This is a genomic window from Tolypothrix bouteillei VB521301 (genome assembly GCF_000760695.4).
In the GTDB taxonomy this organism is placed as follows: Bacteria; Cyanobacteriota; Cyanobacteriia; order Cyanobacteriales; family Nostocaceae; genus Scytonema; species Scytonema bouteillei_A.
The window spans coordinates 7,945,240-7,971,979 of sequence record NZ_JHEG04000001.1 but is presented as its reverse complement, the minus strand read 5'-3'; the positions used below and the strand labels follow the sequence as shown (position 1 = coordinate 7,971,979).

Annotated in this window: 23 protein-coding genes; all 23 read left to right on the top strand. The window is 36.7% G+C overall.

The features are described 5' to 3' along the window. Window positions 1-1,150 precede the first annotated feature (1,150 nt). The 23 genes from HC643_RS32670 (at window position 1,151) to HC643_RS32560 (ending at window position 26,740) form a co-directional block, all read left to right on the top strand. Window positions 1,151-2,461, top strand: coding sequence for a glycosyltransferase family 4 protein (locus HC643_RS32670; RefSeq protein ID WP_038085805.1), 1,311 nt, complete (start codon window positions 1,151-1,153; stop codon window positions 2,459-2,461). Between the two features lie 779 nt (window positions 2,462-3,240). Beyond that, window positions 3,241-3,666 (top strand): hypothetical protein, encoded by a 426-nt coding sequence (locus HC643_RS32665; protein ID WP_038085851.1) that lies wholly within the window; start codon window positions 3,241-3,243, stop codon window positions 3,664-3,666. A gap of 7 nt (window positions 3,667-3,673) precedes the next feature. Then, window positions 3,674-4,513: an ABC transporter permease gene (locus HC643_RS32660; protein WP_050046602.1), complete on the top strand. Its 840-nt coding sequence runs from the start codon at window positions 3,674-3,676 to the stop codon at window positions 4,511-4,513. A 311-nt stretch (window positions 4,514-4,824) separates the two neighbouring features. Further along, the gene (locus tag HC643_RS32655; protein ID WP_167844792.1) at window positions 4,825-6,096 is read left to right on the top strand and encodes an ABC transporter ATP-binding protein; all 1,272 of its coding nucleotides are present in this window, start codon (window positions 4,825-4,827) and stop codon (window positions 6,094-6,096) included. Continuing rightward, on the top strand, window positions 6,026-6,943 hold the full coding sequence (locus HC643_RS32650; protein WP_167844791.1) for an acyltransferase: 918 nt from the start codon (window positions 6,026-6,028) through the stop codon (window positions 6,941-6,943). The genes HC643_RS32655 and HC643_RS32650 overlap by 71 nt, the downstream gene beginning before the upstream one ends. Window positions 6,944-6,956: 13 nt before the next feature. After that, complete coding sequence (locus HC643_RS32645) at window positions 6,957-7,631, top strand: FkbM family methyltransferase (RefSeq protein ID WP_202048678.1); 675 nt, start codon at window positions 6,957-6,959, stop codon at window positions 7,629-7,631. Between the two features lie 5 nt (window positions 7,632-7,636). Then, window positions 7,637-8,875 carry a CgeB family protein gene (locus HC643_RS32640; RefSeq protein ID WP_167844790.1) on the top strand — a complete coding sequence of 413 codons (1,239 nt, stop codon included), beginning with the start codon at window positions 7,637-7,639 and terminating at the stop codon, window positions 8,873-8,875. A gap of 51 nt (window positions 8,876-8,926) precedes the next feature. Further along, the gene (locus HC643_RS42250; protein WP_063779558.1) at window positions 8,927-9,730 is read left to right on the top strand and encodes a xenobiotic acyltransferase family protein; all 804 of its coding nucleotides are present in this window, start codon (window positions 8,927-8,929) and stop codon (window positions 9,728-9,730) included. Between the two features lie 212 nt (window positions 9,731-9,942). After that, entirely contained in the window at window positions 9,943-10,962 is a 1,020-nt protein-coding gene (locus tag HC643_RS32630) for a glycosyltransferase family 2 protein (RefSeq protein WP_050046603.1), read from the top strand. Window positions 10,963-11,019: 57 nt separating this feature from the next. Further along, complete coding sequence (locus tag HC643_RS32625) at window positions 11,020-12,009, top strand: glycosyltransferase family 2 protein (protein WP_038085801.1); 990 nt, start codon at window positions 11,020-11,022, stop codon at window positions 12,007-12,009. A gap of 23 nt (window positions 12,010-12,032) precedes the next feature. Then, window positions 12,033-13,391 (top strand): glycosyltransferase family 4 protein, encoded by a 1,359-nt coding sequence (locus HC643_RS32620; protein WP_038085799.1) that lies wholly within the window; start codon window positions 12,033-12,035, stop codon window positions 13,389-13,391. Between the two features lie 5 nt (window positions 13,392-13,396). Beyond that, on the top strand, window positions 13,397-13,558 hold the full coding sequence (locus HC643_RS32615) for a hypothetical protein (RefSeq protein ID WP_153021424.1): 162 nt from the start codon (window positions 13,397-13,399) through the stop codon (window positions 13,556-13,558). A gap of 16 nt (window positions 13,559-13,574) precedes the next feature. Then, entirely contained in the window at window positions 13,575-14,723 is a 1,149-nt protein-coding gene (locus HC643_RS32610) for a glycosyltransferase (protein ID WP_237265995.1), read from the top strand. 178 nt (window positions 14,724-14,901) lie between these two features. Continuing rightward, window positions 14,902-16,002: a glycosyltransferase gene (locus HC643_RS32605; protein WP_038085793.1), complete on the top strand. Its 1,101-nt coding sequence runs from the start codon at window positions 14,902-14,904 to the stop codon at window positions 16,000-16,002. After that, complete coding sequence (locus HC643_RS32600; protein ID WP_038085790.1) at window positions 15,999-16,694, top strand: class I SAM-dependent methyltransferase; 696 nt, start codon at window positions 15,999-16,001, stop codon at window positions 16,692-16,694. Before HC643_RS32605 ends, HC643_RS32600 begins: the two co-directional genes overlap by 4 nt. Before the next feature lie 9 nt (window positions 16,695-16,703). Beyond that, window positions 16,704-17,711 carry a CgeB family protein gene (locus tag HC643_RS32595; RefSeq protein WP_038085788.1) on the top strand — a complete coding sequence of 336 codons (1,008 nt, stop codon included), beginning with the start codon at window positions 16,704-16,706 and terminating at the stop codon, window positions 17,709-17,711. A gap of 20 nt (window positions 17,712-17,731) precedes the next feature. Then, entirely contained in the window at window positions 17,732-18,919 is a 1,188-nt protein-coding gene (locus HC643_RS32590; protein WP_038085785.1) for a glycosyltransferase family 4 protein, read from the top strand. Window positions 18,920-18,989: 70 nt separating this feature from the next. Further along, window positions 18,990-19,847, top strand: a complete 858-nt coding sequence (locus HC643_RS32585) for a class I SAM-dependent methyltransferase (RefSeq protein ID WP_050046604.1) — start codon at window positions 18,990-18,992, stop codon at window positions 19,845-19,847. A gap of 16 nt (window positions 19,848-19,863) precedes the next feature. Continuing rightward, window positions 19,864-20,838, top strand: a complete 975-nt coding sequence (locus HC643_RS32580; protein WP_038085783.1) for a glycosyltransferase family 2 protein — start codon at window positions 19,864-19,866, stop codon at window positions 20,836-20,838. 340 nt (window positions 20,839-21,178) lie between these two features. Continuing rightward, window positions 21,179-22,543: a hypothetical protein gene (locus HC643_RS32575; protein ID WP_038085781.1), complete on the top strand. Its 1,365-nt coding sequence runs from the start codon at window positions 21,179-21,181 to the stop codon at window positions 22,541-22,543. A 44-nt stretch (window positions 22,544-22,587) separates the two neighbouring features. Continuing rightward, window positions 22,588-23,745: a glycosyltransferase gene (locus tag HC643_RS32570; protein ID WP_038085779.1), complete on the top strand. Its 1,158-nt coding sequence runs from the start codon at window positions 22,588-22,590 to the stop codon at window positions 23,743-23,745. Between the two features lie 5 nt (window positions 23,746-23,750). Further along, entirely contained in the window at window positions 23,751-25,550 is a 1,800-nt protein-coding gene (gene asnB / locus HC643_RS32565) for an asparagine synthase (glutamine-hydrolyzing) (RefSeq protein ID WP_038085777.1), read from the top strand. Then, complete coding sequence (locus tag HC643_RS32560; RefSeq protein WP_038085774.1) at window positions 25,547-26,740, top strand: glycosyltransferase; 1,194 nt, start codon at window positions 25,547-25,549, stop codon at window positions 26,738-26,740. The genes asnB and HC643_RS32560 overlap by 4 nt, the downstream gene beginning before the upstream one ends.

Genomic DNA, 26,740 nt, shown 5'->3' with positions numbered 1-26,740 from the left:
ATGCAAGTTGCTTGATTATCAAAGGAATCATGGCAACATAATTTCTATTTAGGCAGTGACGCCAATTGAACTCAACAAACGTTTTCATCAACGTGTAAACGCTCGGGTAACATCATAAAACCTCTTTGTTCCATAGAAAAGAAGTGCTCAAAACTGTGTTAGGAACTTTTCAATTTCTCTAAGAGTCACTATAAATGAAGTTTTTGCTTATATGTAGAAAGAGTAAAACTGTTTGCCCTCCATCACCTTATGCTTTTATCTGTTGTTAATTCTACTCTATTGCAATCGAGTTGGCGTTATTCTATTGCGTAATATGTTCAAGATACTTGTATATTTATTTACTAATATACTAGTTTAATTAGTAATGTTTGATTCTAGGGTAAAGTTGCTAAAACCACCAAACCTAATAAGTAGAAAATCAAGTATAAATTAGAGAAAATAACTAAAAAAGAATTTATTCAGCTTTTAGTCAACATCTATAATGAGCTTAAATTAAGTGCTAAATTCTTTTTCTCAGCTTTCCTTACTTCGAGTAATATCTAAAATTCAGTATTTTTACCAATATCTATACTGTGTAAAAAGAGTATCATGTATATGTCCATGTGAATGTGAAAGCACAAGGAATAATACATATACCATATCAACAAGCAATCAAATATTTGGTTTAATTAATTTACAGTTTTGTCTACTGAAGACTGGGAAAATCCTATTAACTAGAGCACTAGTTTTCTAGTTAAATGTTTGAATTGGCTAAAGCTTATTAAGTACTATATTGTACAAAGTTTGTAGATCTTCTAAAGCGGGGGTTGCTATAGATGTAATACCCTCATTTTTTTTGGGTATCGCAACTACGTAATATAAGTACTGCGAACTATATAAAATGTCCTAAATAATACCAATTTATTATGAAGCTGCACACGATTTTCCCCCTCCTAACCTCCCCTTACTAAGGACAGGTGCCATAGGCGGTAGGGTTCTTTCTATGCATCTTCATATAGAAAAGGTATAAACTTAAAAGTTCATATTTTAATAAATCTGGACTTGTAATAGGAATTTTATTTCCTAGTGAAGTACTTGCAGCAAAAGCATTAGCCTAAAAAGTGTTTTTTCAAAACGTATTACAGTTTCCATCTGCAAGAGCATACCATCTATGACACAGAGTGAAAGACTACAACAGTTCGTTCAACCAGACTATGATCTCTCCCAGCATATCAATGTAAGTGATTTTTTAGGGATAGAGCAATTTATTAAGTTGTCCGTTATTACTCAGTTTTTTCCCCCAGACTTTGCTGCTACTGGACAGTTAATTGATGAATTGGTTCGGCAATTGGAAAAACAAGGGGTAGATATTGAAGTCTTCACTGGTCAACCAGGTTATGCGTTTAAGTCTGATAGTGCTCCTCAAGTCGAACAGTCAGGTGGGTTAAAAATTCGACGTTCTCGTACTACTCAACTCTGCCCTCAACGAATTCGTGGCAAAGCGATCAACGGTATTTTATTTACCCTACGTGCTGCCTTCTATTTGTTCAATGCTGCTCGGCGTCGTAATGTTGCCTTACTAACAACGGCTCCTCCATTCTTACCAGTCTTGGGGTATCTTGCACATATTTTTTTTGGGTTGTCTTATGTTTGTATACTCTATGACCTCTATCCAGATATTGCGATCGCTTTGGATGTGATACCAAAACGCCACTGGATTGCTAAATTTTGGAAGGCTGTCAATACGCAGATTTTAAAAAAGGCTAAGGGGATCGTTGTTCTTAGTCCTGCAATGAAACGACAAGTGGCGTCCAATTATCCGGAAATTGCTCATAAAATTTCTGTGATTCACAGTTGGGCAAATCCAGACTTTATTGTGCCTATTAACAAAGAAGATAACTGGTTTGCTCATCAATATAAACTAGTAAATAAATTTACAGTTTTATACTCAGGTAACTTAGGTCGATGCCATGATGTACACACAATGTTAGAAGCTGCTAAATACTTGCAGGATGAGCCTATCCAATTTGTGTGTATTGGTGGTGGAGCTAAACGTGAGGAACTTATTAAAGAGGCAGAGCGATTAAATCTGAATAATTTTCTATTTCTTCCATATCAGGAAAAAAACGTGTTACCTTATTCCCTGACGGCTTGCGATCTATCTCTGGTTAGTGTAGACCCCGGTATGGAAAGTTTAGTTGCACCAAGCAAACTTTACCCTGCTCTTGCAACAGGACGACCTGTCGCTGTTATTTGTCCAGAGCAATCATACTTAAAACAACTGATTGCACATGGAAATTGTGGAAAGACGTTTGAGAACACGGATAGTCTTGGTTTAGCTGAATTTATTCTTGAGTTGAGTCGAGATAAGAAGTTTGCACAAAAGATGGGTCAAGCCGCACGCGATTATGTTGAGTGCCATTTCACTCCTCAGGTGATATCGAAGCAGTATCTCAGGGTATTGCAGGAAGCTATTTTGTAGAGTTATTGGGACAAGGGGGAGAGGAGATAAGAGGATTAGAGACTTAGGAAAGTAGCATCTATTTATAGGTGTACGAAATATAGAAGTCCTAACCTGAGAAGATGTGGAGAGTATAGTACTTATCTCTGATGTGCAGCGATTGGACTCCGACCCCTCTCTTTATAAAGAGATGTAACATATTAAGTTTTCCCGCTTTAGTGATTTTACTTATATTAACTGCATATAAAACTATGATTCAGTAGTTTTACGAATAGCAAAATTTTAACTAAGCAATATTATATAAATGTCAATTTAAAAACACGGAGAGTAGTATGCCTAGCTAACAGATGGCTTAATGAAGCATAACGCTATACTAACTAACTTACCAAAATCTAAAGTTTGATTATTTGTTAAGCAATTCATTTTAGGGCAACTTATTTGGTAGATGCGATACTTAAGATGGCTTAAGTTTAGACGAATCGAGGGCTTAACTGCATAGCGAAATAGTTGCAATAGAACTCTCTTCAAAAAAAATACTTGTTAAGTTTTGTTGCTAAAATATTAGCAATGAGTATTTTTTGGGAAATCTAGGCTTGGCAAATCAAAACAAGTTTCGGGAGGAGGACAAAGTTCTGTAAAATCTCGTAGAAGACATTGCTGTAGCGCTAGACAAACCTTTTTGAAATTAAATATCTCAACTTAAATTATAGGAGCGGGCTTCGATGGTCTTTGGATCTCAGTCCCTCCCCCACAAAACCTTCAATTTGTCTGTGTATTATCTGTTGATAAAGGAGGTTGAAATGCAGAGAAGGTGTGACCGAAATCGCAAGCGTTCAAAACGGCGGGCTATTTATTGCCCAATACATGGTTGCAATCTTGATAGCGTCAGCCAAAAATACACGTTATTTGCAGATAAGGCTGGACAACTTCAGCAACGAGGGATGGGGCGAAAGAGTTCTCTATTGTTAATAGGGCGCAAAACCACGGTACTTTTAACTGGTGAATGGTTGGAGGCTTTTTGGTGCCAACACTGTCAGGAGACAAAATGGTATCACGTGCGGAAAGGGGATAACATTTATGAGTTGTCTGTTGCACCTCTAGAACTTTGGCAGCAGGCAATGGGAGTGATTCCTCTACAAGGGAATCCATCTGTAGGAGAGTTTAGTTTGCGGCACTCAAGAAAAGTTGGTAATAGGTGCATGGAGGATTTTAAATTTGTTGGATGAGCCAATGATGAATGGTCAAGAAGCTACAAAGCATGAGTTAGTTCTTGAAGCCGGACGCATTGAACGGCAGTATTGGAAGGACTTGTGGCGTTACCGAGAATTGTTCTATTTTCTGGCGTGGCGAGACATTCTTGTACGGTACAAGCAGACTGCGATCGGTATTGCTTGGGCATTGATCCGTCCGTTTCTGACAATGGTGGTTTTTTCTGTGGTATTCGGGCAGTTGGCAAAGTTACCTTCTCAGGGTGCTCCCTACCCAATTCTAGTCTTTGCTGCAATGTTGCCTTGGCAGTTTTTTGCTAATTCTCTCTCTGAATGTAGTAATAGCCTCATCTCTAACTCCAACTTAATTTCAAAAGTTTATTTTCCACGGTTGATTGTACCGATAAGCACTGTAGTTGTCAGCTTCGTGGATTTTTTAGTTTCGGGAATGATTTTGCTAGGGTTAATGGTTTGGTACAATTTCGTCCCTAGTTGGCGTATTCTGACACTACCATTGTTTATTGGGATTGCTGTTGCTGCTTCTATGGGAGCAGGATTGTGGTTAGCATCTTTAAATGTTCAGTATCGAGATTTTCGCTTTGTTGTTCCCTTTATTGTGCAATTTGGTTTGTATATTTCTCCAGTAGGATTTAGCAGTAGCATTGTTCCTGAGAATTGGCGATTACTCTATTCATTAAATCCAATGGTAGGGGTAATTGATGGATTTCGTTGGGCGGTTTTAGGGGGAGAGAGACATTTGTTTCTTCCAGGCTTTATATTATCTTTGGGACTAGTTGCTTTACTTCTCTTAAGTGGTATTTGGTATTTTCGTAAGATGGAAAGAACTTTTGCAGATGTGATTTAAACGGGATAATAATAGATATCAGATAATTTTCTTAGCTTAAAAAATGCATAAAATATAAATGAAATTTATGTAACATTAATTCTACAATACCAATTAGAAATCAAACACTTACCTATGTTGGCATTGATATCGGTGAATATGTTTGATTGGTTACAAAATTTTTCCAGATTATTCCATTACAGTTGGGGTATCTACAGAAATTATCGGTAAGAGGGGGATCTGATTCTATTAATTAGAAAACAATTGATTTCTGGGAACTGCAATCAATAAAATGTATGCAAAGCACAGTAATTCAGGCGGGAGTGTAAGAGGTGTCAGATATAGTTATTAAAGTTGAAAATCTTGGTAAAAAATACATAATTAATCATCAACAGCAAGAGCGCTATACAGCCCTACGTGATGTCATAATTCATCGTACTAAGACTTTATTTAACCCATTTCAAAAAAACAAAGAGCAAATCCAAAATTCTACTAAAGAAGAGTTCTGGGCCTTGAAAAATGTCTCTTTTGAGATTAAGCAAGGTGATAGAGTAGGAATAATTGGAAGAAATGGCGCAGGCAAATCAACACTATTAAAAATCTTAAGCCGAATTGTAGAGCAGAGTACAGGAAAAATTTCTATTAAAGGACGGGTAGCAAGTTTATTAGAAGTTGGGACGGGATTTCATCCAGAATTAACAGGAAGAGAAAATATTTTTCTTAATGGTGCAATTCTAGGAATGTCTAAAAATGAGATTCAAAGAAAATTTGATGAAATTGTAGCATTTTCAGAAGTCGAAAAATTTTTAGATACTCCAGTTAAACGTTATTCTTCAGGAATGTATGTCCGTCTTGCTTTTTCTGTAGCTGCATATCTTGAACCAGAAATTTTAATTGTAGACGAAGTTTTGGCTGTTGGAGACGCAGCTTTTCAAAAAAAGTGTTTGGGCAAGATGGAATCTGTAAGCAAAGATGGTAGAACTATCTTGTTTGTAAGTCATCAGATGGCAGCTTTACAAAATCTATGCCAACGTGCCATTTTACTAAAACGTGGAGAAGTGATTTTTAATGATAAGACAGACGTAGTTGTGACTAAATACTTAGCTGAAACTTCAAATCTCATGCAAACACCTTTATCAGAACGAAAGGATCGACACGGTACTGGGGATATTCGTTTTACGTCTATATTTTTATATGATGAATTTGGAAATAGTATAAACTCTTTTTATAGCGGTCAAACTGTAAGAATTGTATTTGAATATGAAAATTTTCAAAACTTTGAACTATCAAATGTCTACTTCGCAATTGGGTTAAACGATAACTTTGGTAATCGAATAATTTTTTTTAGTAATGAACTCACCAATTATACATTTCCAAATATTCCTCCTGGTTTAGGAAAAATGGCTATTGATATTTATAAATTACCAATAGTACAAGGACGTTATACAGTGACAATTTACTGTACAGTTAGTGGAACTATCTCTGATTGGATTCAGGATGCTGGTACTATTAATGTGGAACAAGGCGACTATTATGGCACAGGTAAATTACCAAATTCATCTCAAGGTATTTGTCTGGCCAATTATAAAATACTCTTGTTATAAAAATGCTCTCTTCAAAATTTTTAAAGGAACTATGCTTCACAAAATGTTCTTTTTTATTAAAATGAAATTTAGCCAATGGAAAAAAACGATTAAATATTATCATTTAAAATTATATTTAAAATCTCATAATATAGATATTAAGAATAAGAATTTAAATTTGCAAGGTGAGGTAATTATAGAGATTTCAAAATCCACAAAATTTACAATAGGAAGCAATGTTACCTTATCAAATTGCTCGATTTATATGAGTGATAATTCAGAGCTAGCTATTGGTGATAATTCAATTTTAAAAGGAGTAACTATTTATTTAGAAAAAACCTCTATATTTCAAGTTCATAAACAAGTTTTAATAGAACAGATTAATCCGTTTCCGCAAAATATACATCTTATAAATGCCAGTATTGAGATAGGTCAAGCTTCGCGAATCCGGTGTTCTATACTAGCCCAAAATGGAGGAAAAGTCACAATTGGTCAAAAGACATTTATTAACCAAGGTACTCAGATTCGATGCGATCGCTCGGTGCTAATTGGAGACTACACATTAATTTCCTATGAAGTAGATATTTTTGACACCAACACACATTGTACAGATTGGAGGGAAAGGCGTCACGCAATTACACAAAGCCCTTTACATACTATATTAGGTGAGCCTTCTCCCATATCTAAACCTATAGTGATAGGTAATGATTGCTGGATTGGCAAGAGAGCAGCGATTCTTAAAGGAGTTACTCTTGGTGACAAAACAATCGTTGGATTAGGAGCTATTGTAACTTCCTCTATTCCAGAAGAATCAATTGCCTATGGTAATCCTGCTAAGTGGAAAAATCAGTCACATTCTATAAATTAGAATAGGTAACAAAATGAATATTTTGAAAAAAGTTAAGAACAGATATAACTCGATAACTAGTGCCAAATCCTTTTCTCTAAATCAATTAGATTTGAAACTTAAAAAGTATTTAAATTATAAGCACGGCTTCTTTATTGAAGCAGGTGCTAATGATGGAATTAATCAGAGTAATACTTTGTATTTTGAAAAAAATCAAAATTGGAAAGGGCTTTTAATTGAGCCAATTGCTGAACTAGCATACAGATGTAAGATTAATCGACCAAAATGTATCATAGAAAATTGTGCTCTTGTGCATTTTGATTATGAAAGTAATTATATTGAAATGCGATATTCTAATCTTATGTCTCTTGTTAAAGGAGCTATGAAGTCAGAAGAAAAAGAGATAGAACATATTAGAAGAGGTTGTGAACTTCAGGACATTGAAAGCTATGAAGTTCAAGTACCTGCTAGAACACTCAATTCAATTCTTGAGCAACATATCATTGAAAAAATAGATTTTCTCTCTTTGGACGTTGAAGGTTTTGAACTGAGTGTTCTTCAAGGTATTGATTTTGACAAGTATAGACCAGCGTGGATGCTGGTAGAAGCGCGTTACAGAGATGAGATAGATTCATTTTTAAAACAGCTTTATGAGCCAGTAGCAGAGCTATCTCATCATGACGTTTTGTATAAAAATCTAAAATTTTAAAACTTATGCGTCTAATTCGTCTTACTACTAACTATTCTACATATATAAAACAATTTTATAATACTCATTCTACACTACAAAATGAGAGTTATATTACACAATATCAGACACTGATGTCCGATTGCTATATGTGGGCAGACTTTTGGACTCATGCTTTAAAAAAATTGGCATATGAGGTTTGGGAACCAGTTGCTAATGCAGAATTTATGCAGAAGGTATGGGCAAGGGAAAATGGAGTATATTACGATGAAAATTCTTGGTTAACTGATATCACATTGGCTCAAGTAAAGCATTTTCAACCTGATATTGTTTTCGTATTTGATTACAATAGTTTTTCATGTGACTTTCTCAAATATCTTCGGAGTGAATGTTCTTCAATAAAGCTCATTATAGGATGGTGCGGGGCTCCAGCATTTACCAATATTGATGTCTTTAAAGCATTTGACCTAGTACTTTCAAATATACCTACGTTAGTGGAAAAATTTAATAATAATGGTTACAAATCCAAATATATGTGCCATGCTTTTGCTCCTCAAATTTTAGATAAAATTAATCAACATTTAGAGAAAACAATAGATTTATCCTTTATTGGATCTATTGTGAAAAATCAACATTTCCATAACCAAAGAGAAAATTTACTGAAGAAATTAGTTCAAAAAACTAATTTGCAAATTTGGGCAGATATTAATCAACCTTCCTCTACTGAGTTAAAACTTCTTTCTTTGAAGCAATCATTATATGATTTAGGACAATATACAAATCAATTTTACTGTTTAAAAACTATACTTAGAAAAATTCCCAAAATGAACAATTTTATAAATATGAAATATCGTCCAAATTTATCGCATTATGTTGATACAAGTATTGCTAAACGTTCACAACCACCTGTTTTGGAATTCAAATGTATCAAAAAAATTACTGAGTCTAAATTAACTTTTAATAATCATATTGATATATCTGCTAACTTTGCTTCAAACATGAGACTTTATGAAGCAACAGGGGTAGGAACTTGTTTGATAACTGATTGGAAAGAAAATTTACAAGAATTATTTGAACCAGATGAGGAAGTGATCGCATATCGTAGTGCAGAAGAAGCTATGGAAAAAGTAAGTTATTTACTAGAACATGATGATGAACGTCAAAAAATTGCTGTAGCAGGACAACGCCGAACTTTAAAAGAACATACATTTGAAATTCGTGCTTTTCAATTAGATAAAATTATTCGTAATAGTTTATCTATATAGTCTATTCCAATAAATAAACATAGAAAATATACTATCGATTGGTCTAAAAGAATGAAAAAGCTTCTTAAATTTTTATATTATAAAAAGCATTATTCTCAATCAGATATTGCATTTGGCTCATGTATTATACCAGTTACAACTCTAGGTAAAAACACAAAAATTAATAAAGGTTGTACAATATATAATTGTACCTTAAATGATGAAGTATCAGTCCATGAATTTTGCTATATCTCTGATTCTAAACTTGAAAAAAATATTCAGATTTATCCCCGTTGCAATTTACGCAATGTCTCACTTGGAAAATTTAGTTACATATCTCAAGATTCTATATTAAACCTAAGTCAAATAGGTAGTTTTTGTTCCTTAGGACCACATTTAATTTGTGGATTTGGTGAACATCCAACTGATTTTTTAAGTACTAGTCCAGTTTTCTTTTCAACTCTTAAACAATGTGGTGTTTCTTTTTCAAATGAAAACTTCTTTCAAGAAGTAAAAAAAATTACTATTGGTCATGATGTCTGGATTGGAGCAAGAGTTTTTATTAGAGATGGAGTGAGAATAGGGAATGGAGCCATAATTGGTGCTGGCTCTGTAGTTGTTAAAGATGTTCCTGATTATGCGATCGTTGGAGGAGTTCCAGCAAAAATTATTCGTTTTCGATTTTCTAATGAAATAATTCAAGAATTACTGAGAATTCAGTGGTGGAAGTGGCCTGATATGTATTTACAAAGAGCACAATTATACTTTACACAAAAGGATATTACTTCTTTCATTAATTGGGTGCATGAAGAATCTTTATACCTGCATGTAGAAGATGGCAATTTATACGAATCACTTAGCTCGTCAGTTTCTTAAATTGTAAGCTAGCTTTATTAAACCGAGTTATATCTTGAAAAACGTATTTTATTAAAATAATAGAAAATCTACAATTCAAGCTATAACTAGCTAGTTTAATCTATGAAAAAATCCCATGTTTCAAAATCGATAAAGTTTAAGATGTGTATAAATGCAGAGCCTTAACTCTCATTAAATAATTTAGTTACTTTAAGTCAAAATCTCGTTTACTCATGCCTATAATTACTAAAGCACTGACCTTAGAAGATTTACCTCCACCTCCACTAGGAAAAACTGGCTGGCCTTGGACTGAGCAAAGCGAACCACTCCCCGATCGGATGCCAAACGTTTATGAATGGTCCCGCATTAGTATTGTGACACCAAATTATAACTACGGTCACTTTCTTGAAGAAACCATCCGGTCAGTTTTGCTGCAAGGATATCCAAATTTGGAATACATCATTACTGATGGCGGCTCAACTGATGGGTCGCTAGAAGTTATTGAAAAGTATGCTCAATGGCTTGCCTACTATGTAAGTGAAAAAGATAAGGGACAATCTGATGCAATAAATAAAGGTTTTCAGAAAGCCACAGGAGAAATTTATGCTTGGCTAAATTCTGATGATGTTTTTTGTCAAAATACATTACTAGAGATTGGGCTTTTTTGGAGCAATAATACCAATTGTCATTTTCTGACTGGGGACGGATATTTTTTTAGTATAGAGAATTGCTCAGAAAAAATAGAATATTACGTAAAAGCGCAAAATTACTCACTTCAAGATTTATTCGAGTATCATCATGATAAATATTTGCCCCAACCTTCTGTATTTTTTAGTCAACATATATTTCATCAGCTAAATGGTTTAGATGTTTCATTATCATACGCAATGGATTTAGACTACTGGTTACGCATAAGAAAGTTATATCCATTGCACTACCTACCTAAGTGCTTTTCCAAGTTGAGACATCATACTGATGCAAAAACTTGGAAAAGCAATCTTATTGCAATGGCAGAAGTCAAAGAAGTTATTGAAAAGTACGATCGTCATCTCAAACTATTTAGCAGATTTAGAAATAAGTTAAGCTTGAGATTATTTTATGCTTCTGCCATGCTTAAACATGGATTATTTGAATATTCAATTGGCAATAAGATCGAATCAATAAAATGGTGGTGTAAATCAGCACTATTTTGCCCCAGTATTATTGGCTTTGCTAATTACTGGAAATTGATTATTAAAATTTTATTTATATAAACATATACTAAAGCATAATCTTTTTATTAAAAAAATGATTTTGGATGATCGGTTACAATGCTCCAATTTCCCTTAATATCAGTTATTATTCCTTGCTATAATGCAGCACGCTTTTTAGAAGCAACCCTAGAAAGTGTTTTTGCACAAACATTTAAAAATTTTGAAGTTATTGTCATTGATGATGGTTCAACTGATGAGACAGCAACTTTGATTCGCTCTTTTGGCTCAAAACTAAGAGCAGAATTCACTGCCAATCAAGGTGCTAGTGCAGCGCGTAACCTCGGTACTGCGTTAGCACAAGGTCAGTTTATTCAATATTTAGATGCAGACGATCTTTTACGACCTGATGCTTTGGAAAAACGAGTCAATGTGTTGATAGCTCATGATGCTGATGTAGCATACTCTGATTGGCAACGGCTAGAGGAAGGTGAAGATGGCAAATTTCATCTGGGAGCTATTGTAGCTAGGCGTATTGAAGAGGTTCATCCCGATCCACAAATTGCATTATTTACTAATTTTTGGGCACCACCTGCGGCTTTACTTTACAACCATCGTATTGTAGACAAGATTAGTACCTGGAATAAGTCTCTACTTTTTATCCAGGATGCTCGCTTCTTCCTGGATGCTGCTTTGATGGGGGGTAAATTTATCCACGTACCTGGCGTACAAGCAGATTATCGAGTACTGGCAAGTAGTACTAGTTTATCAAGGCGTGACTCTGCTGGCTTCATGAATGATTGCTTTATAAATGCCTGTCACGTAGAAGAATTTTGGACAGTTCATGGGGGCATAACTTCAGAACGACGAATTGCGTTGGAGAAAGTCTATGGTCATTTAGCCCGATTCTACTTTGAACGTAACCGTTTGAAGTTTTCTGAAGTGCTTGCTAAAATTAACCGCTTGAATCCAAACTATATTCCTTCAAGTCCAAAAGCTTTGCACCAGTTATCTCAGTGGGTGGGGTATGAGCAAGCTGAGGCAATTTCACTAACCTATCGTCGCACGAAAAAACAAATACACCGATTAGTACAAAAATTTTCTTTTTAGAACTGTGTTCTACTAATAGTGGCATGAAAGTTATTCACGTTCCCTTCTGTTTTTATCCCAATGCTATAGGTGGTACTGAAGTCTATGTAGAAGCATTATCACGGCATCTACAACAGCAAGGATTGCAAATTTTAATTGCTGCACCAGGAAATGTCAACGAGTCCTACTCTCACAATCGCTTGTCGGTATATCGTTTTGCTGTATCTAATCAAGTTACAAGGCTTCAAGAGGTTTATGGGGAAGGGGATCGACAAAGCGCAAATGAATTTGGCAAAATTTTGGATGAGGAACAACCCGATCTTGTTCACTTACACGCATTTACAAGAGGTGTTTCTTTACGACTTGTGCGCGTTGCCAAGCAAAGAAAAATTCCAGTTATTTTTACTTATCATACCCCTACTGTAAGCTGCCAACGAGGAACTTTAATGCGTTGGGGTACACAAGTTTGTGATGGAAAAGTGAATTTACGTACTTGTTCTCAATGCACTTTACAGGGACTGGGATTAAACTGGATAAGCGCAAGTGCGATCGGTAATATACCACCTATGGTTGGGCGCTGTTTGGGAGGGCTCCATCTTCATGGAGGTGTTTGGACTGCTATCCGCATGACCGAATTGGCAAGTTACCGCTATTCTGCCTTGCAAAATTTGTTATCTGAGGTTGACCATATTGTTGCAGTCTGTGATTGGGTGAAAGATCTTCTCATTCGCAATCACGTATCTCACGAGAAAATTACTGTCAGTCGTCAGGGGTTGTGTCAGGAAATACAATCGGCAAAAATCAGTCAATTAGGAAAGAATTACACTGGGAATAGTTCAATTCTCAAAATTGCTTTTTTAGGACGGCTTGAACCCATCAAGGGAATAGATATTTTGCTGAAAGCTTTTCAAAGAACTCCACAACTGGCTGCTACCTTAGATATTTTTGGTATCTCACAAAATTCAGCAAGTGATGCTTATCAAACACAACTATTGAACTTGGTAAAACACGACACAAGAATTTCTTTCAAATCTCCTGTGTCTGCAAAACAAATTGTAAACTTATTAACGGATTATGATTTACTTGCAGTACCATCGCAATGGTTAGAAACAGGACCATTAGTAGTTCTTGAAGCATTTGCCGCTGGTATTCCCGTCATTGGTTCCAATTTGGGAGGAATTGCGGAATTAGTTCAGCACGAAATCAATGGTCTGCTTGTGGAAGCTGCTTCTGTTGAAGCCTGGAGTCGATCGCTTCAAAGACTAAATCAAGAAAGAGATTTACTGATTCGTTTGCGTCATGGTGTTCGTCCACCGCGACACATGGAAACAGTTGCGAAAGAAATGTTATCTCTGTATCATTCCATACTGCAAAAAAGTGATAAGGCACTTTATAGAAAATGAACAGCATGACAAAAGATTGTTCAATAACCGCTAACAAGATTAAATTCTATTCACAATTACTTGAAATTCGTCCAGCCCAACTGGGCGCTTTTTACCATCTATCCGGTCTTGAAGATAAACTTCAGCCTTTAGGGGAATTGCGTACCGATTGTGATTGGAATGAATAACAAAGAAACAAGCATTATGCCTCGCATATTGTATATACAGTACACAAATCCTGCCGGTTATCCACCTCTTGAACACAGTTCGCGTATACTAGCCAATGATGGCTGGGATGTACTTTTTCTTGGGACTGGTTCTCTGGGTTCAAATTCTCTGTGCTTTCCGCCTCATAATAGAATTACAGTAAAACAACTACCTTTTTGTCCTGGGGGTTGGAGGCAAAAGCTACATTATCTCTGGTTTTGCTTTTGGATACTTGATTGGGCTATACGCTGGAAACCACAATGGGTTTATGCTTCCGATCTCCTCTCGTGTCCAATTACTTTGCTGTTAAGTGTAGTACTGAGAAGTAAGGTTGTATATCACGAGCATGACTCACTGACTACAGCACCTGAAAACGCTCTTATAAAGCTATGTCTAAAAACACGGCGGTGGTTAGCTCATCAAGCAAAAATGTGTATCTTACCCAATCAACAGAGAATTGAGCAATTCATCAAGGACAATGAACCTGTTGGGAATGTTTTCTGTGTGTGGAATTGTCCTGCACAAGCAGAAGTTTCTTCTGCACGTTTAACAGATGATTGCAATCATCTCTGGATTCACTATCATGGCAATATTGGACCATCTTTGTTACCGATTACAGTGCTCAGTGCTTTGGCAATGTTACCTAAAGTAGTAAAACTACGGGTTATTGGGTACGAAACAATAGGCAATCAAGGTTACGTACAACAATTACTACAAACATCTGTAGACCTTAGAATTAGCGAGAGAGTTGAATTTCTAGGAGCAATGCCAAGAAAAAAACTTCTTGAGTACTGCCGCATATCTGATGTTGGCATAGCTTTTATGCCAAAAGTCAGTACAAACCTTAACTTACAAAATTGTACTGGTGCCTCCAATAAAGCTTTTGACTATCTTGCCTGTGGTTTAGCTTTGTTAGTATCAGACTTACCTGATTGGATGCAAATGTATGTTGAGCCTGGTTATGGATTAAGCTGTAACCCTGATAATCCCGAAAGTATTGCAACTGCCATCAATTGGTTCCTACAAAATCCCAATCAAATGCGACAAATGGGAGAAAATGGCAGAAGTCAAATTTTGGCTCGTTGGAATTACGAGCAACAGTTTATGGGAGTTTATCAAATGATGAGTCTATCGCAAACCAAATAATGGCTTTGTAGAAACGCGAACTATCGCGTCTTTATAGAAAGTTCTTTTCCGACTGCTTGATTACAATACATTATTAGTTACCTCAAATTCACGCTTTGAACCTGTTAGTATCATTTTCCTTTTGGGAATACTTGAGTTTAAAGCTTGCTGACAAGGGTAAATCATATGGTAAATTCACATGGAAGTTAGTCGCATTCTTGTAGAGAATCCTTTTTTCTCAATTTGCATTCCTCAATATAACAGAACTTCATTTCTAATCGAAGCCTGTAAGGTGTTAGCATCACAAACCTTTAAAAACTTTGAGGTTTGCATTTCTGACGATCGCTCAAATGATGGCAGAGAGCAAGAGTTAATTGACTATTTGCAGGATTCGGGTCTTTCTTTTATATACCAACGACAGGAAAAAAACTTAAGATACGATGGCAATATTCGTGCCAGTATTGCTTTAGCACGAGGTCACTACTGCCTTCTTCACGGAAATGATGACTGCTTGGCTTCTACCACAACACTCGCTCTGCTATACGAAGAAATCAAAAAATATGATTCTGTTGGAGTGGTCATTCCAAACTTTGAAGATTGGTCAACAGGGCAAGTAACAAAGCGTATTCGGAAATCTGACCTCATTGGTTCTGGACCCGAAATTGCCGCTACTCATTTTCGTAACGTTGCTTTTGTTACCGGAGTTATTCTAGATCGAGTTCAAGCACAGAGCCATAGCACAGATAAGTGGGATGGTTCAGAAATGTATCAAATGTTTATTATGGCAAGAATCCTTGCCAGTGGTAGCTCTTTACTCGAGCTAGATATCTCAGCAGTACGAAAGGATATTCAAATCCAGAACGAAAGCGTAGATAGCTATGCTGTAAAGCCCAAGCTTAACCCATGTCCCATTATTGAAAGAAAACTCCCTTTTATACATATTGGTCCCTTAATATCTGATGCGATCGCTCCTTATCTAACTCCTACAAATAAGTCCGAGATTGTAGAAAAAATATTTCTTCAACTTTACTTGTTTACTTACCCATTTTGGATTGTAGAATATCGTCGCGTTCAATCTTGGAACTATGCAATGGGCATTTGTCTTGGTATAAAACCAAAAAATGTATTTTCCGAAGTTGATTTTGGAATTTTCAGAAAAATCAGAGTTTATCTTCTTTATTTTACTATCTGTTTTTTTGGATTAAGTTTGCCTGTAGGATTTTTTGATAAGGTTAAACCTTTCATTTACTCAATCTCCAAATCATTATTCTTTAAAGTCAATACAAGGTATAGCTCATGATAATAACTAATCGGAAATTAGAGGAGCGAATTCTCCTAAATTTAGGATGCGGTCAAACTCGTCCTCTAGGATGGATCAATACTGATTCCTCTCTCAATAGCTTATTTCAAAAGTATCCCATCATTCAACACCTGATGATAAAGATACATAAATCTATTAAATATAGTACGTCTAATGTTATATTTATGGATTTACGCTATGCATGGAAATTTAAGGATTGTAGCGTTGATGTTGTGTACGCATCTCATGTTTTTGAACATTTAACGTTAAAAACATCACAGTTATTTATGAATGAAGCTTTTAGGGTACTACGTCCTAATGGTATTTTAAGAATAGTTGTTCCTGACCTTTATCAACTAGCTAAAAATTATGTATCTCGCTATGAACAGGGTGATGAAATAGCAAGTCAAGAATTCTTAGAATTTATCAATTTACATAAAGAAGGAACATACTCTAAAAATCGGAATATTTTTGTTAAAATCTTGAATTTTTTACAAAGCTATCCACACCAGCATAAATATATGTATGATGCTCTATCTATTAAACATTTTATGAGTGCTAATGGCTTTGTTGATATATGTGAATCTACTTATGGAGAAAGCAAGTACATATCAGAAATTAGTCAAGTGGAGTTTACAAAAGAAGGAGTTCCATCTATTTATATAGAAAGCAAAAAAGTTAGGGCTTTATAATAATATGCTATGAAAATTATCATAACTGGTGGAACAGGTGGTACAAATGTTGGTGATGCTTTGTTCAAAGCTGCACTTAATTCTAATCTGAAGCCCGTGTTTGTCAATATGCAATCAGCATTTGAGGCTTCAAAATTTATTAAGTCTGTAAATTGGCATTTACGGGGAAGATATCCATCTCGACTGCAAGATTTTAGTAAGAAAATTGTTCAAAGTTGTCTGGAGCAAGAAGCTGAGATTCTCATTACAACGGGGATTGCGCCAATATCTCACCAAGCGTTATCTGAACTTAGCGATCGCGGAATTAAGAAAATTAACTTTCTTACCGACGATCCTTGGAATCGAGTGCTGTACTCTCCTTGGTTTCTAAAAGCTCTGCCCTATTACGATATAGTTTTTTCTCCCCGTCGTGCTAATATCAACAATCTTCGACAAGTTGGATGTCCTCACGTCCAATATTTACCCTTTGGCTTTGATGAAGAGTTATTTTATTCTGACACTTCAATCACTCCAGAAGAAAAATGTCAGTATGATTGTGATGTTATTTTTGTCGGGGGTGCCGACAGCGATCGCAGACCCTGGATAAATGCACTCATTCGCACTGGTGTGAAAGTTCATCTCTACGGTGCATATTGGGAACGTTACCCAGAAACCAAATCAAGTTTGCGAGGATATGCAAATCCACGGACACTTAGGTTAGCTACTCGCACGGCTAAAGTAGCACTATGTTTGGTAAGAAAATCGAATCGTGATGGTCATGTCATGAGAAGCTTTGAAATTCCAGCCATTGGTAGTTGTATGTTGAGCGAAGATACTCAAGAACATCGAGATATTTTTGGAGACGATGGCGAAGCAGTTGTTTATTTTAAAACTATTCCAGAAATGCTAGAAAAAGTTCAGTGGTTGTTAAATCACGATACCGAACGCAATTGCCTTGCTCGAAAGGCTCATTTACTAATCACTCAAGGTAAACACACATACAAAGAGCGATTAAAAACTATGTTGTCTTTAGAATAATATCATCTGCAACTTCAATTATGAAACTTAAAATTGCGATTGTTGTTCATGGACGCTTCCATGCTTTTGACTTAGCACGAGAACTAATCAACCAAGGTCATGATGTTACTTTGTATACTAACTATCCTAAAAGGATTGTAGAAAAATTCGGCATATCTCAAAAATGTGTTATGAGCTTTTTATTACATGGTCTTCTAAGCCGTGTTATTTATAAAGTCCATAATGCTATAGGTACTCCTGATTTTGAAGCTTGTATCCATTCCAACTTCTCTAGATGGGCTGCTCACAAGATTGTGCAACGTGACTACGATGTAGTCCATGTCTTTAGTGGAGTTGCAGAGGAAATTTTTCAAGCTTTGTCTCATAAACGTGTCTTAAAAACTCTTGTGAGAGGTTCTGCTCATATACGTACTCAATTCAATCTTTTATCTGAGGAAGAAAAACGAGTAGGTACAAAGATTAATAAACCTAGTAATTGGATGATTGATAGGGAAGAAAGAGAGTATCAACTAGCTGATATAATTATATGTCTTTCGACTTTTGCTAAACAATCTTTTCTTGAGCAGAATGTAGAAGCAGATAAACTTAAAGTTTTACCTTTAGGTGCTCAATTAGAAAAATTTCGTCCTAGTGAGCAAGTTATAGAAGCTCGATATCAAAGAATTCTTTCCGGAAAATGTCTTAATGTTTTGATGGTTAGTAATTTTTCTTTTCAAAAGGGTATTTACGATCTTGTTAATATAGCTTGCAACACAAATTATTTTATTTCATTAAAATTTATAGGTTTTATTACTAATGAAGCAATAAATTTTAAAAAAAATATTAGTAATTCTATTCAATTTATTTCTAAACAGGCTCAGTTTGATTTACCTATGTTTTATGCAGATGCAGACGTTTTTATATTTCCTACTATTCAAGATGGTTATGCTATGGTTCTCGCTCAAGCTCAAGCTTCTGGGTTACCAATTTTAACTACTACAAATTGTTCTAGTTTAGACATAATTGTAGAAGGTCAAACAGGCTGGGTGCTTCCAATCCGAAGTCCTGAAAGATTTATCGAAAGACTAAAATGGTGTCATGAACATCGACAAGAACTGGCACAAATGGTAAGGAGCATTTATGATGGCTTCAAACCAAGAGACTGGACAGAGGTAGCAGCAGACTTTGCTTCTATCCACACTAATTTGTTAGGACACAGCAGAAAGTAAAAATGCTTGCAGGTATTTTAACGCTCTCAATTGGTTACTAGAAAAACTTTATGGAGGTTTATAAAAGACTATGACTTTCTTAAGCAAAAGATCGAATAGTGCATACTTATCATCTATTGAATCATCCAACAAAGATACTTTAGTACAGTTTCAACATCAAATGTCCAATTACTATTTAAAATCTCCTTATCATAGCAATTGGATTAAGGGTATCAATGCCTCCTGGCAAAAAGAAACACATGGTGCTCAAATCACTATGTGTGAGTTAATCCCAGAAAACGCCAATGTGTTGGAAGTTGGTTGTGGAGATGGTAGTGCGGCTCAAGAACTTGCTATTCGTATCAAAGGTATTAAATATACAGGCGTTGATTTAAGCTCGGATATGTGGCAAGAGAGAAAAGATTTTAATTTTATTGCTGCTCGGGCAGAACAACTGCCATTTCCATCAGCTTCATTTGATGTTGTTTTTTCTATGTTTGTAATTGAGCATCTTGTGTTTCCAAATGTTTTTTTGGATGAAGCATGGCGAGTTTTAAAACCAGGTGGAAGTTTAATTACCATAGCACCAAATTTTGATGTAAATGCTATGCCTTCAGAACATATGGGTTTTAGTTATGGTTCTGGAAAAATTAAACTAACACAAGGCAAACTACTTGACGCAATATTAACTTTTTATGATAGTCGTATTCGATTGCCACAAGTACGTTTAAAGCGTAGAAAGCAAATACAAGGAGGAGCTATATCCTTTCCTATCTTCATAAAACCACGCTGTTTAGAATTACCTGATTTTACACCAGACTGTGATGCTATATACCCAGTCATGATAGAAGAACTTATTAATTATTTACATAAAAGAAATGATTATTATGAAAGCGAAATTTTCTACCGTAATAACTCGGTTTTTGGATTGCGTCTTAGTAAAAACTAGTTAGATTTACAAAAAAATGACACAATTTTCTATTCTGATACCATCTTATAATAGCGAAAATACTATTGGTGAAACTTTGGAGTCAATTCAGATTCAAGACAGCCAATTAAACAAAATTTATGCTATTTATCTTGCTGATGACTGCTCAACAGACGAAACAATTGAAGTAGCTATAAAAACTTGGAAGTCACAAATTCCATTATTAGTATTAAAAGGAGAAAAAAACCTTGGTGAGAGAGGAAACGTTAATCGTGCTCTTGAAGTTATTAAAAATTCTACTGAATGGGTTTTAATATTACACTCAGATGACATTGCAAAGCACAATTGGTTAGAGACAATCGCATTGCGAATAGAAACTTGTTCAGAGAAAGTAGCTACCATTTGCTCAAGTTGGGACAATTTAATGCCTGATGGATCTGTTGAAGTAGGAGAAGACAATCCTAATAGGCAAATTGAAGTGATTGAAGGTAATGATAAATCCGTTAAAAGTACGTTACTGAGAGGATGTTGGTGGCATATCTCAGGTTGTGCAATACGAATAAAGGCTTTTGAATCACTAGAAGGTTTTAATCCAAAACTTCCTCAATTGGGTGATTGGGAATGGCTATTGCGTTGTCTGAGTAATGAATGGTATGTAGAATATATACCTAGGACACTTATCTTATACAGACAACATCAAACAAGTGTTTCTTCTCAATCTTTCCAGACTAATCAAGACATCAAAGAATTTTTGAAAATTGTACCTAATTATGCAATTTTCTTAAATCGAAATGAATTAATTTATATTTATCTATTAAGAGTAAATTACGTATTAAAGAGAGCTTTAAAATCTTTAATTACATTTAAGATTAAAAGATTACTATCATCTTTACAAGTCTTTGTCCTGTTAATTAAAAATAGTTGCTTAACTGCGTTTTCAGCGAGATGTTATCAGAACGGCTCTAAATTATCGATAAGTACTTCTATATCACACTCAAAATCATCGCATTGAGTAAGTATTTCTACGTAAGTGAATCAAATAATTATCACTGTTTGTAGTTGCGATGCATATGTTCGCTGCTAGGTCTGCCGCAGGCATAGACAGCGCAACTACGAGCCAAATACAGAAAGTTTACTTTTCGTTACATGGGTTGCTTTTTTCTCACTAACTTACTTAAGTATTTAGCCTAAAAGTTTCACAAAATTGTTAAAAAGGTATTACCAAAATTGAAAAAGATGTGGCATAAATGTGACGGAGAGTTTATGATAACTTCATCTCAAAGCATTGGGTAAAAGTAACAGCAACCTCTGCTGCTATTTATATGTTTTTGAAGAATAAGAGATAAGTAATAATGCTGAAAGAAGATCATTTATGGTTAATATTTTGGTTGTTTATTTGGCTGATGGTTGTTCATTTAGTCGTTCGCAACCAGTGGAATCAAAAACGAGCAAGTGCGGGATTACCACTGATTTATTTGCTAACCCTGTCCATGATTCATTGGTTTGGGGCTTTAATTTATGCGTTTCCTTGGTATACTCCCACCTCAGAATATTTAATGAGTCAAGATGTTTCTATTGCTCATGTCTTAGCTGGTTTTCATCAAAGTGTTTACGGTGTCATTGGGTTTGGAATTGGTAGCACTCTTGTAGCACCTTGGGTACTCAGAGAGATGAGACCTGTTTGGCTGTCTGAAGTTTCTTACAAGCCTGACTTGAAACTCCCCAAGACTTACATTTCGATAGGTCTGTTTATCTGTGTGGCTATAGCTCCTATTTTGCTTGGTGTTCCTGGTTTGTCTGCCATAACAACATCAGGTGTATCTCTCTTCGTTGTGGGCTTATGTCTTGCTTGTTGGAAATCTTGGTATATGGGTGATAGTAAAGCCTTTCTGACATGGCTGATAATTGCTTGTAGTATGCCACTTGTAACTGTGTTAACTTTAGGGTTTATTGGGTACGGAGCCGTTGCGTCATTAGTTGTACTCATTTTTGTCTTTAACTTCTATCGCCCACGATGGAAAGTTGTTGTTACTGCGTTACTTCTGCTTGTATTTGGACTATCCGTCTTCGTCAACTATATGCGAGATCGCGTTGAGATTCGTGCAACAGTTTGGGGTAGTCAGAGCGGACAAACAAGAATTGAGCGGTTGTGGCAAACAGTTACTACCTTTGAATTTTTCGATCCATTTAAACAAGAACATTTAGAAGCGATTGACGCTCGCCTTAACCAAAATACTTTGGTAGGTCAAGCTGTTAACCATATTACAGCAGGATTTGTTGATTATGCTGATGGGGGAACCCTAGAACAAGCAGCGATTGCAGCAATTCCTCGTCTTGTTTGGCCAGATAAACCAGTGCGTGCTGGTAGCCCTGAAATTGTTAGTCGTTACACTGGTCTGCAGTTTGCAGATGGCACGAGTGTAGGAGTTGGGCAGGTTATGGAATTTTATATCAACTTTGGTTCTACAGGTGTGTTGTTGGGTTTCCTTATCTATGGTACTCTACTGCGAATTGTCGATATTGCAGCCGGACAAAAATTAGTCAATGGCAATTGGTCGGGATTTGCTTCATGGTTTTTACCTGGATTGGGTTTAATTCAACCTGGTGGCTCTTTAGTAGAAGTTGTAGCCAGCACATCAGCTTCCATTGTCTTAGTATATTTTCTCAATAAATTTTATCAGTCAAAAACCAAGCGAGGACAAGCACTGTCTCTTTAATCACATCCCTATTACTATTGATGAAAGGACGGTAACTCAGAACCATGTATTCAACTCAAAATCAATTTCACTGTCATCTGTGGTTACCTGACTTATTTGACTCTACAGGGGGCATCCAACGTTATTCTTCTTTTTGTGTTCGGGCTTTTCAAAGCGTATATCCTGACTTTAATTACGATATTTTTATCAAGCACGATATTCACTTACCTCTTGTTTCTCCTTATTTACGCTTTCATGGGTCTGGGCATTTGCCTTTGTCTCTACGTACCCCTGCTTTTGCTGCTCAATTGCTTGGGTTTGGTCTTTGGCAAAGGCCAAACCTTATTTTTTCTACTCATCTCAACTTTAGTGTTGCTGCTTATCAATTAAAACAAGTTACTAACATTCCGTACTGCACTATTGCTCACGGGATCGAAGCTTGGGATATAAAAAGCTCTTCTATAAAAACTGCTCTACATCATGCAGACCTTATCTTAGCAGTGAGCAACTACACACGCGATCGCCTTCTCAAAGAACAAAATCTCGATCCCCACAAAGTTGCTCTCCTACCAAATACGTTTGATGCAAGTCGCTTCAAACCTGCATCTAAACCTGCTTATTTACTAGCGCAATATAAACTTACCCCGCAACAGCCAGTCATACTGACTGTTGCAAGACTAGCAAAAGGAGAACAGTACAAAGGATACGACAAAGTTCTGCAAGCTCTTCCACTTATTCGCAAAGTCATTCCCGATATTCACTACATCATTATTGGTAAGGGAGATGACAGATCTAGAATTGAGCAAATCATTGCTCAACTTGAACTGCAAGGTTGTGTGACTCTAGCTGGTTTTGTACCTGATGAGCATTTGTGCGATTACTACAACCTTTGCGATGTTTATGCCATGCCCAGCAAAGGAGAAGGGTTTGGCATTGTCTATCTAGAAGCATTAGCTTGCGGCAAACCCGTCCTAGCAGGTAACCAAGATGGGGCGATTGATGCACTTTGCCATGGCGAACTGGGAGCACTTGTTAATCCAGAAGATATCGGAGAAATTACGCAAGCGTTGCTCAAAATTTTACGCTATGTTTATCCCAATCCTTTAATTTATCAGCCTGAAGCTTTACGCCAGAAAGTAATTACTACCTTTGGGTTTGAGCGTTTTCAACAGAATCTTGCAAATCTTATGGGTGAGCATTTCAAGTTAATGACAAGGAGATAATTTTTATGTGTGGCATCTCAGGAATTCTTACTGCCGATCGGTATCAGGATGCCTTGGAAACAGTTATTCGGCGGATGCAGATAGCGATCCAACATCGCGGACCTGATGATGCTGGTCTTTATATTTCAACTAATAGACAAGCTGCTCTTGCTCATACTCGTTTGTCAATTCTTGACCTCAGTCCAGCAGGGCACCAGCCCATGTCCGCATCTGATGGACGGTACTGGATTACCTTTAATGGTGAGATTTATAATTTTCGACAACTTCGGCAAAATCTCATCTCCCAAGGAGAGCAGTTTTATTCACAAACAGACACAGAAGTTATTCTTAGGCTGTACCAGAGAATGGGGCATAACTGTGTCAAGTATTTACGGGGGATGTTTGCTTTTGCTATCTGGGATAACCTGGAGAAAACCTGTTTTTTAGCTCGTGACCCTCTGGGAATCAAACCGTTATATTATTGGCAATCTGGTTCAACTCTGATTTTTGCTTCAGAACTCAGAGCTGTTCTTGCCTCTAGTTTACCGACTGTTAACATGAGTAAGTCGGGATTATATGGTTACTTGGTAACTGGTTCGGTGCCAGAACCACACACTCTTATAGAAGATATTTACTGTTTGCCAGCCGGTCATTGGTTGTATTGGCAGTCTACTGGAGTAAAGAAAGAGCAGTATTGGCAAATTAACTTCACCCCCGAACAAATTTCACCACAAGAAGCCCAAGAAAAAACTCATGCTGCTCTGGTTGACTCGATTGAACATCACTTTATCAGTGATGTACCTGTAGGAATTTTTTTAAGTGGTGGTATTGACTCAACAACTGTTCTTGCCCTAGCAAGCCAGACACAAAAAGAACAATTAAGTACTTACTCTATCGCTTTTGAAGAAACGCAGTGGAATGAAGGGGAGATTGCCAAACAAATTGCTAAAGAGTTTGGTGCAAAGCACACGGAATATAAAGTCACAGCATCAGCGGCTAAAGAGTTACTACCTAAATTTTTAGACGCGATCGATCAACCAAGTATCGATGGTTTTAATACTTTCTGCGTATCAAAAGTAGCTCGTGAAAGTGGTACTAAAGTTGTACTATCAGGGCTGGGAGGAGATGAATTATTTGCAGGATACCAATCTTTTGTAAAAATTCCACAAATGGTAGCAAAAAGCAAACAGTTGAAAGCAATTCCCATGCTTGCTACCAGCGCAGGGACGGCTTTGGCTCATTGGGGTGTGCCACCAAAAATAAAGCGATTGGGCGATTTTCTTCGGGGTTCTCCCAGTTCATCTACAGCGTATCGAAGCTTTCGAGGAATTTTCTCTCATACAGAAGCTTGTACACTTGCCCATCAATACGTTGAATCTCCTCCAACTTCCTTTCATTGGGAAAACTATCTAAATAATCAGCAACTAACTTTCACCCTAGAAGATGAAGTTAGTTTTTTAGAACTGAGTTGTTATATGCGGAATCAATTACTCCGTGACAGCGATGTTATGAGTATGGCTTGGGGACTAGAATTGCGGGTTCCTCTGGTTGATAGCAGCTTGTTAGAAGCAGTTGCGCCCATCCCTAGTAATCTTCGTTTAGCCTTTGGAAAAAAATTATTGATTGCAGCCGTCCCTAATTTACCTGATTGGGTTGTGAATCGTCCCAAACGAGGCTTTTTCTTTCCCTACGAGCAGTGGATGGCAGGTGAATGGCGAGATTACTTTAGCAATATCACTGCCTCAAATGATATACCCCTCAAACCCTGGTATCGCCGATGGAGTTTGGCAGTTCTTAAGTATTGGTGGGAGCAGGTAACAAAATGAAAGTCCTTCACGTGATTCCCTCTGTTGCTCCAGTCCGGGGCGGTCCGAGTCTTGCAGTCATAGAAATGGTCACAGCACTGCGCGATATGGGTATTGATGCTGAAATAGCCACCACAAATGATAACGGACGAGATTTACTAGATGTATCTCTTGGAGAATGCACTGAGTACCATGGAGTGCCAATTTGGTTCTTTTCTCGATTTTCCCCTAACTCCCATGCTGTACGTGAGTTTGCTTTTTCCCATCAATTAACTGCTTGGTTATGGCAAAAAATTCATCAATATGACCTGTTACACATCCATGCTATCTTTTCTTATCCTTCTACAGTAACGATGGCGATTGCCCGTCAAAAACAAGTTCCTTATATAGTTCGTCCTTTAGGTCAATTGTGCCATTGGTCTCTCCAGCAAAGCGCTCGCAAAAAGCAGATTTATCTCAAGCTTATAGAAATAGCTAATCTTAAGGGTAGCCAAGCCCTTCACCTGACCTCCAAACAAGAAGAGCAAGAAGTTTCTCTATTAAGTTTAAATACCCCCAGTTTTATCTTGCCTCATGGTTTGTCCATCCCGCCCGCAATCCCTGATGCTCGTCAGCGCTTGCGCCAGGAGCTAAATGTTCTGGCAGATGAACCCATCATCTTGTTTTTGTCACGTTTCCATCCTAAAAAAGGTTTGGATTATCTAATTCCAGCACTAGGGAAACTAGCCGATCGTCGCTTTACCTTTGTTATGGCGGGTAATGGCTTGCCAGAGTATGAAAAATACGTAGAATCACTGCTTTTTTCTCATGGCATTCGCACTCATACGCATATTACCGGATTTGTTGAAGGAGAAAGAAAGAATATATTAATGCAGGGAGCAGACCTGTTTGCTCTCACGTCCCACTCAGAAAATTTTGGAGTCGCAGTTTTAGAAGCCCTTGCTGTTGGTCTTCCCGTGCTGGTGACTCCTGGTGTTGCTTTAGCTGGTTTGGTGAAAGAGGAGCGTTTGGGTTATGTTCCAGAACTGGATATAACTGCGATCTCATCTCTTTTAAAACGAGCTTTAGAACATCCTCAAGAAGCAAAGAGTATGGGTGAATATGCCAGGAAACTAGTTTTAGAGAAATATACTTGGAGGAATATATCTAATCATCTTATAGAGATTTACAACAAGATTATCAAACATTATGAGTTGTTTTTAATGCAATAG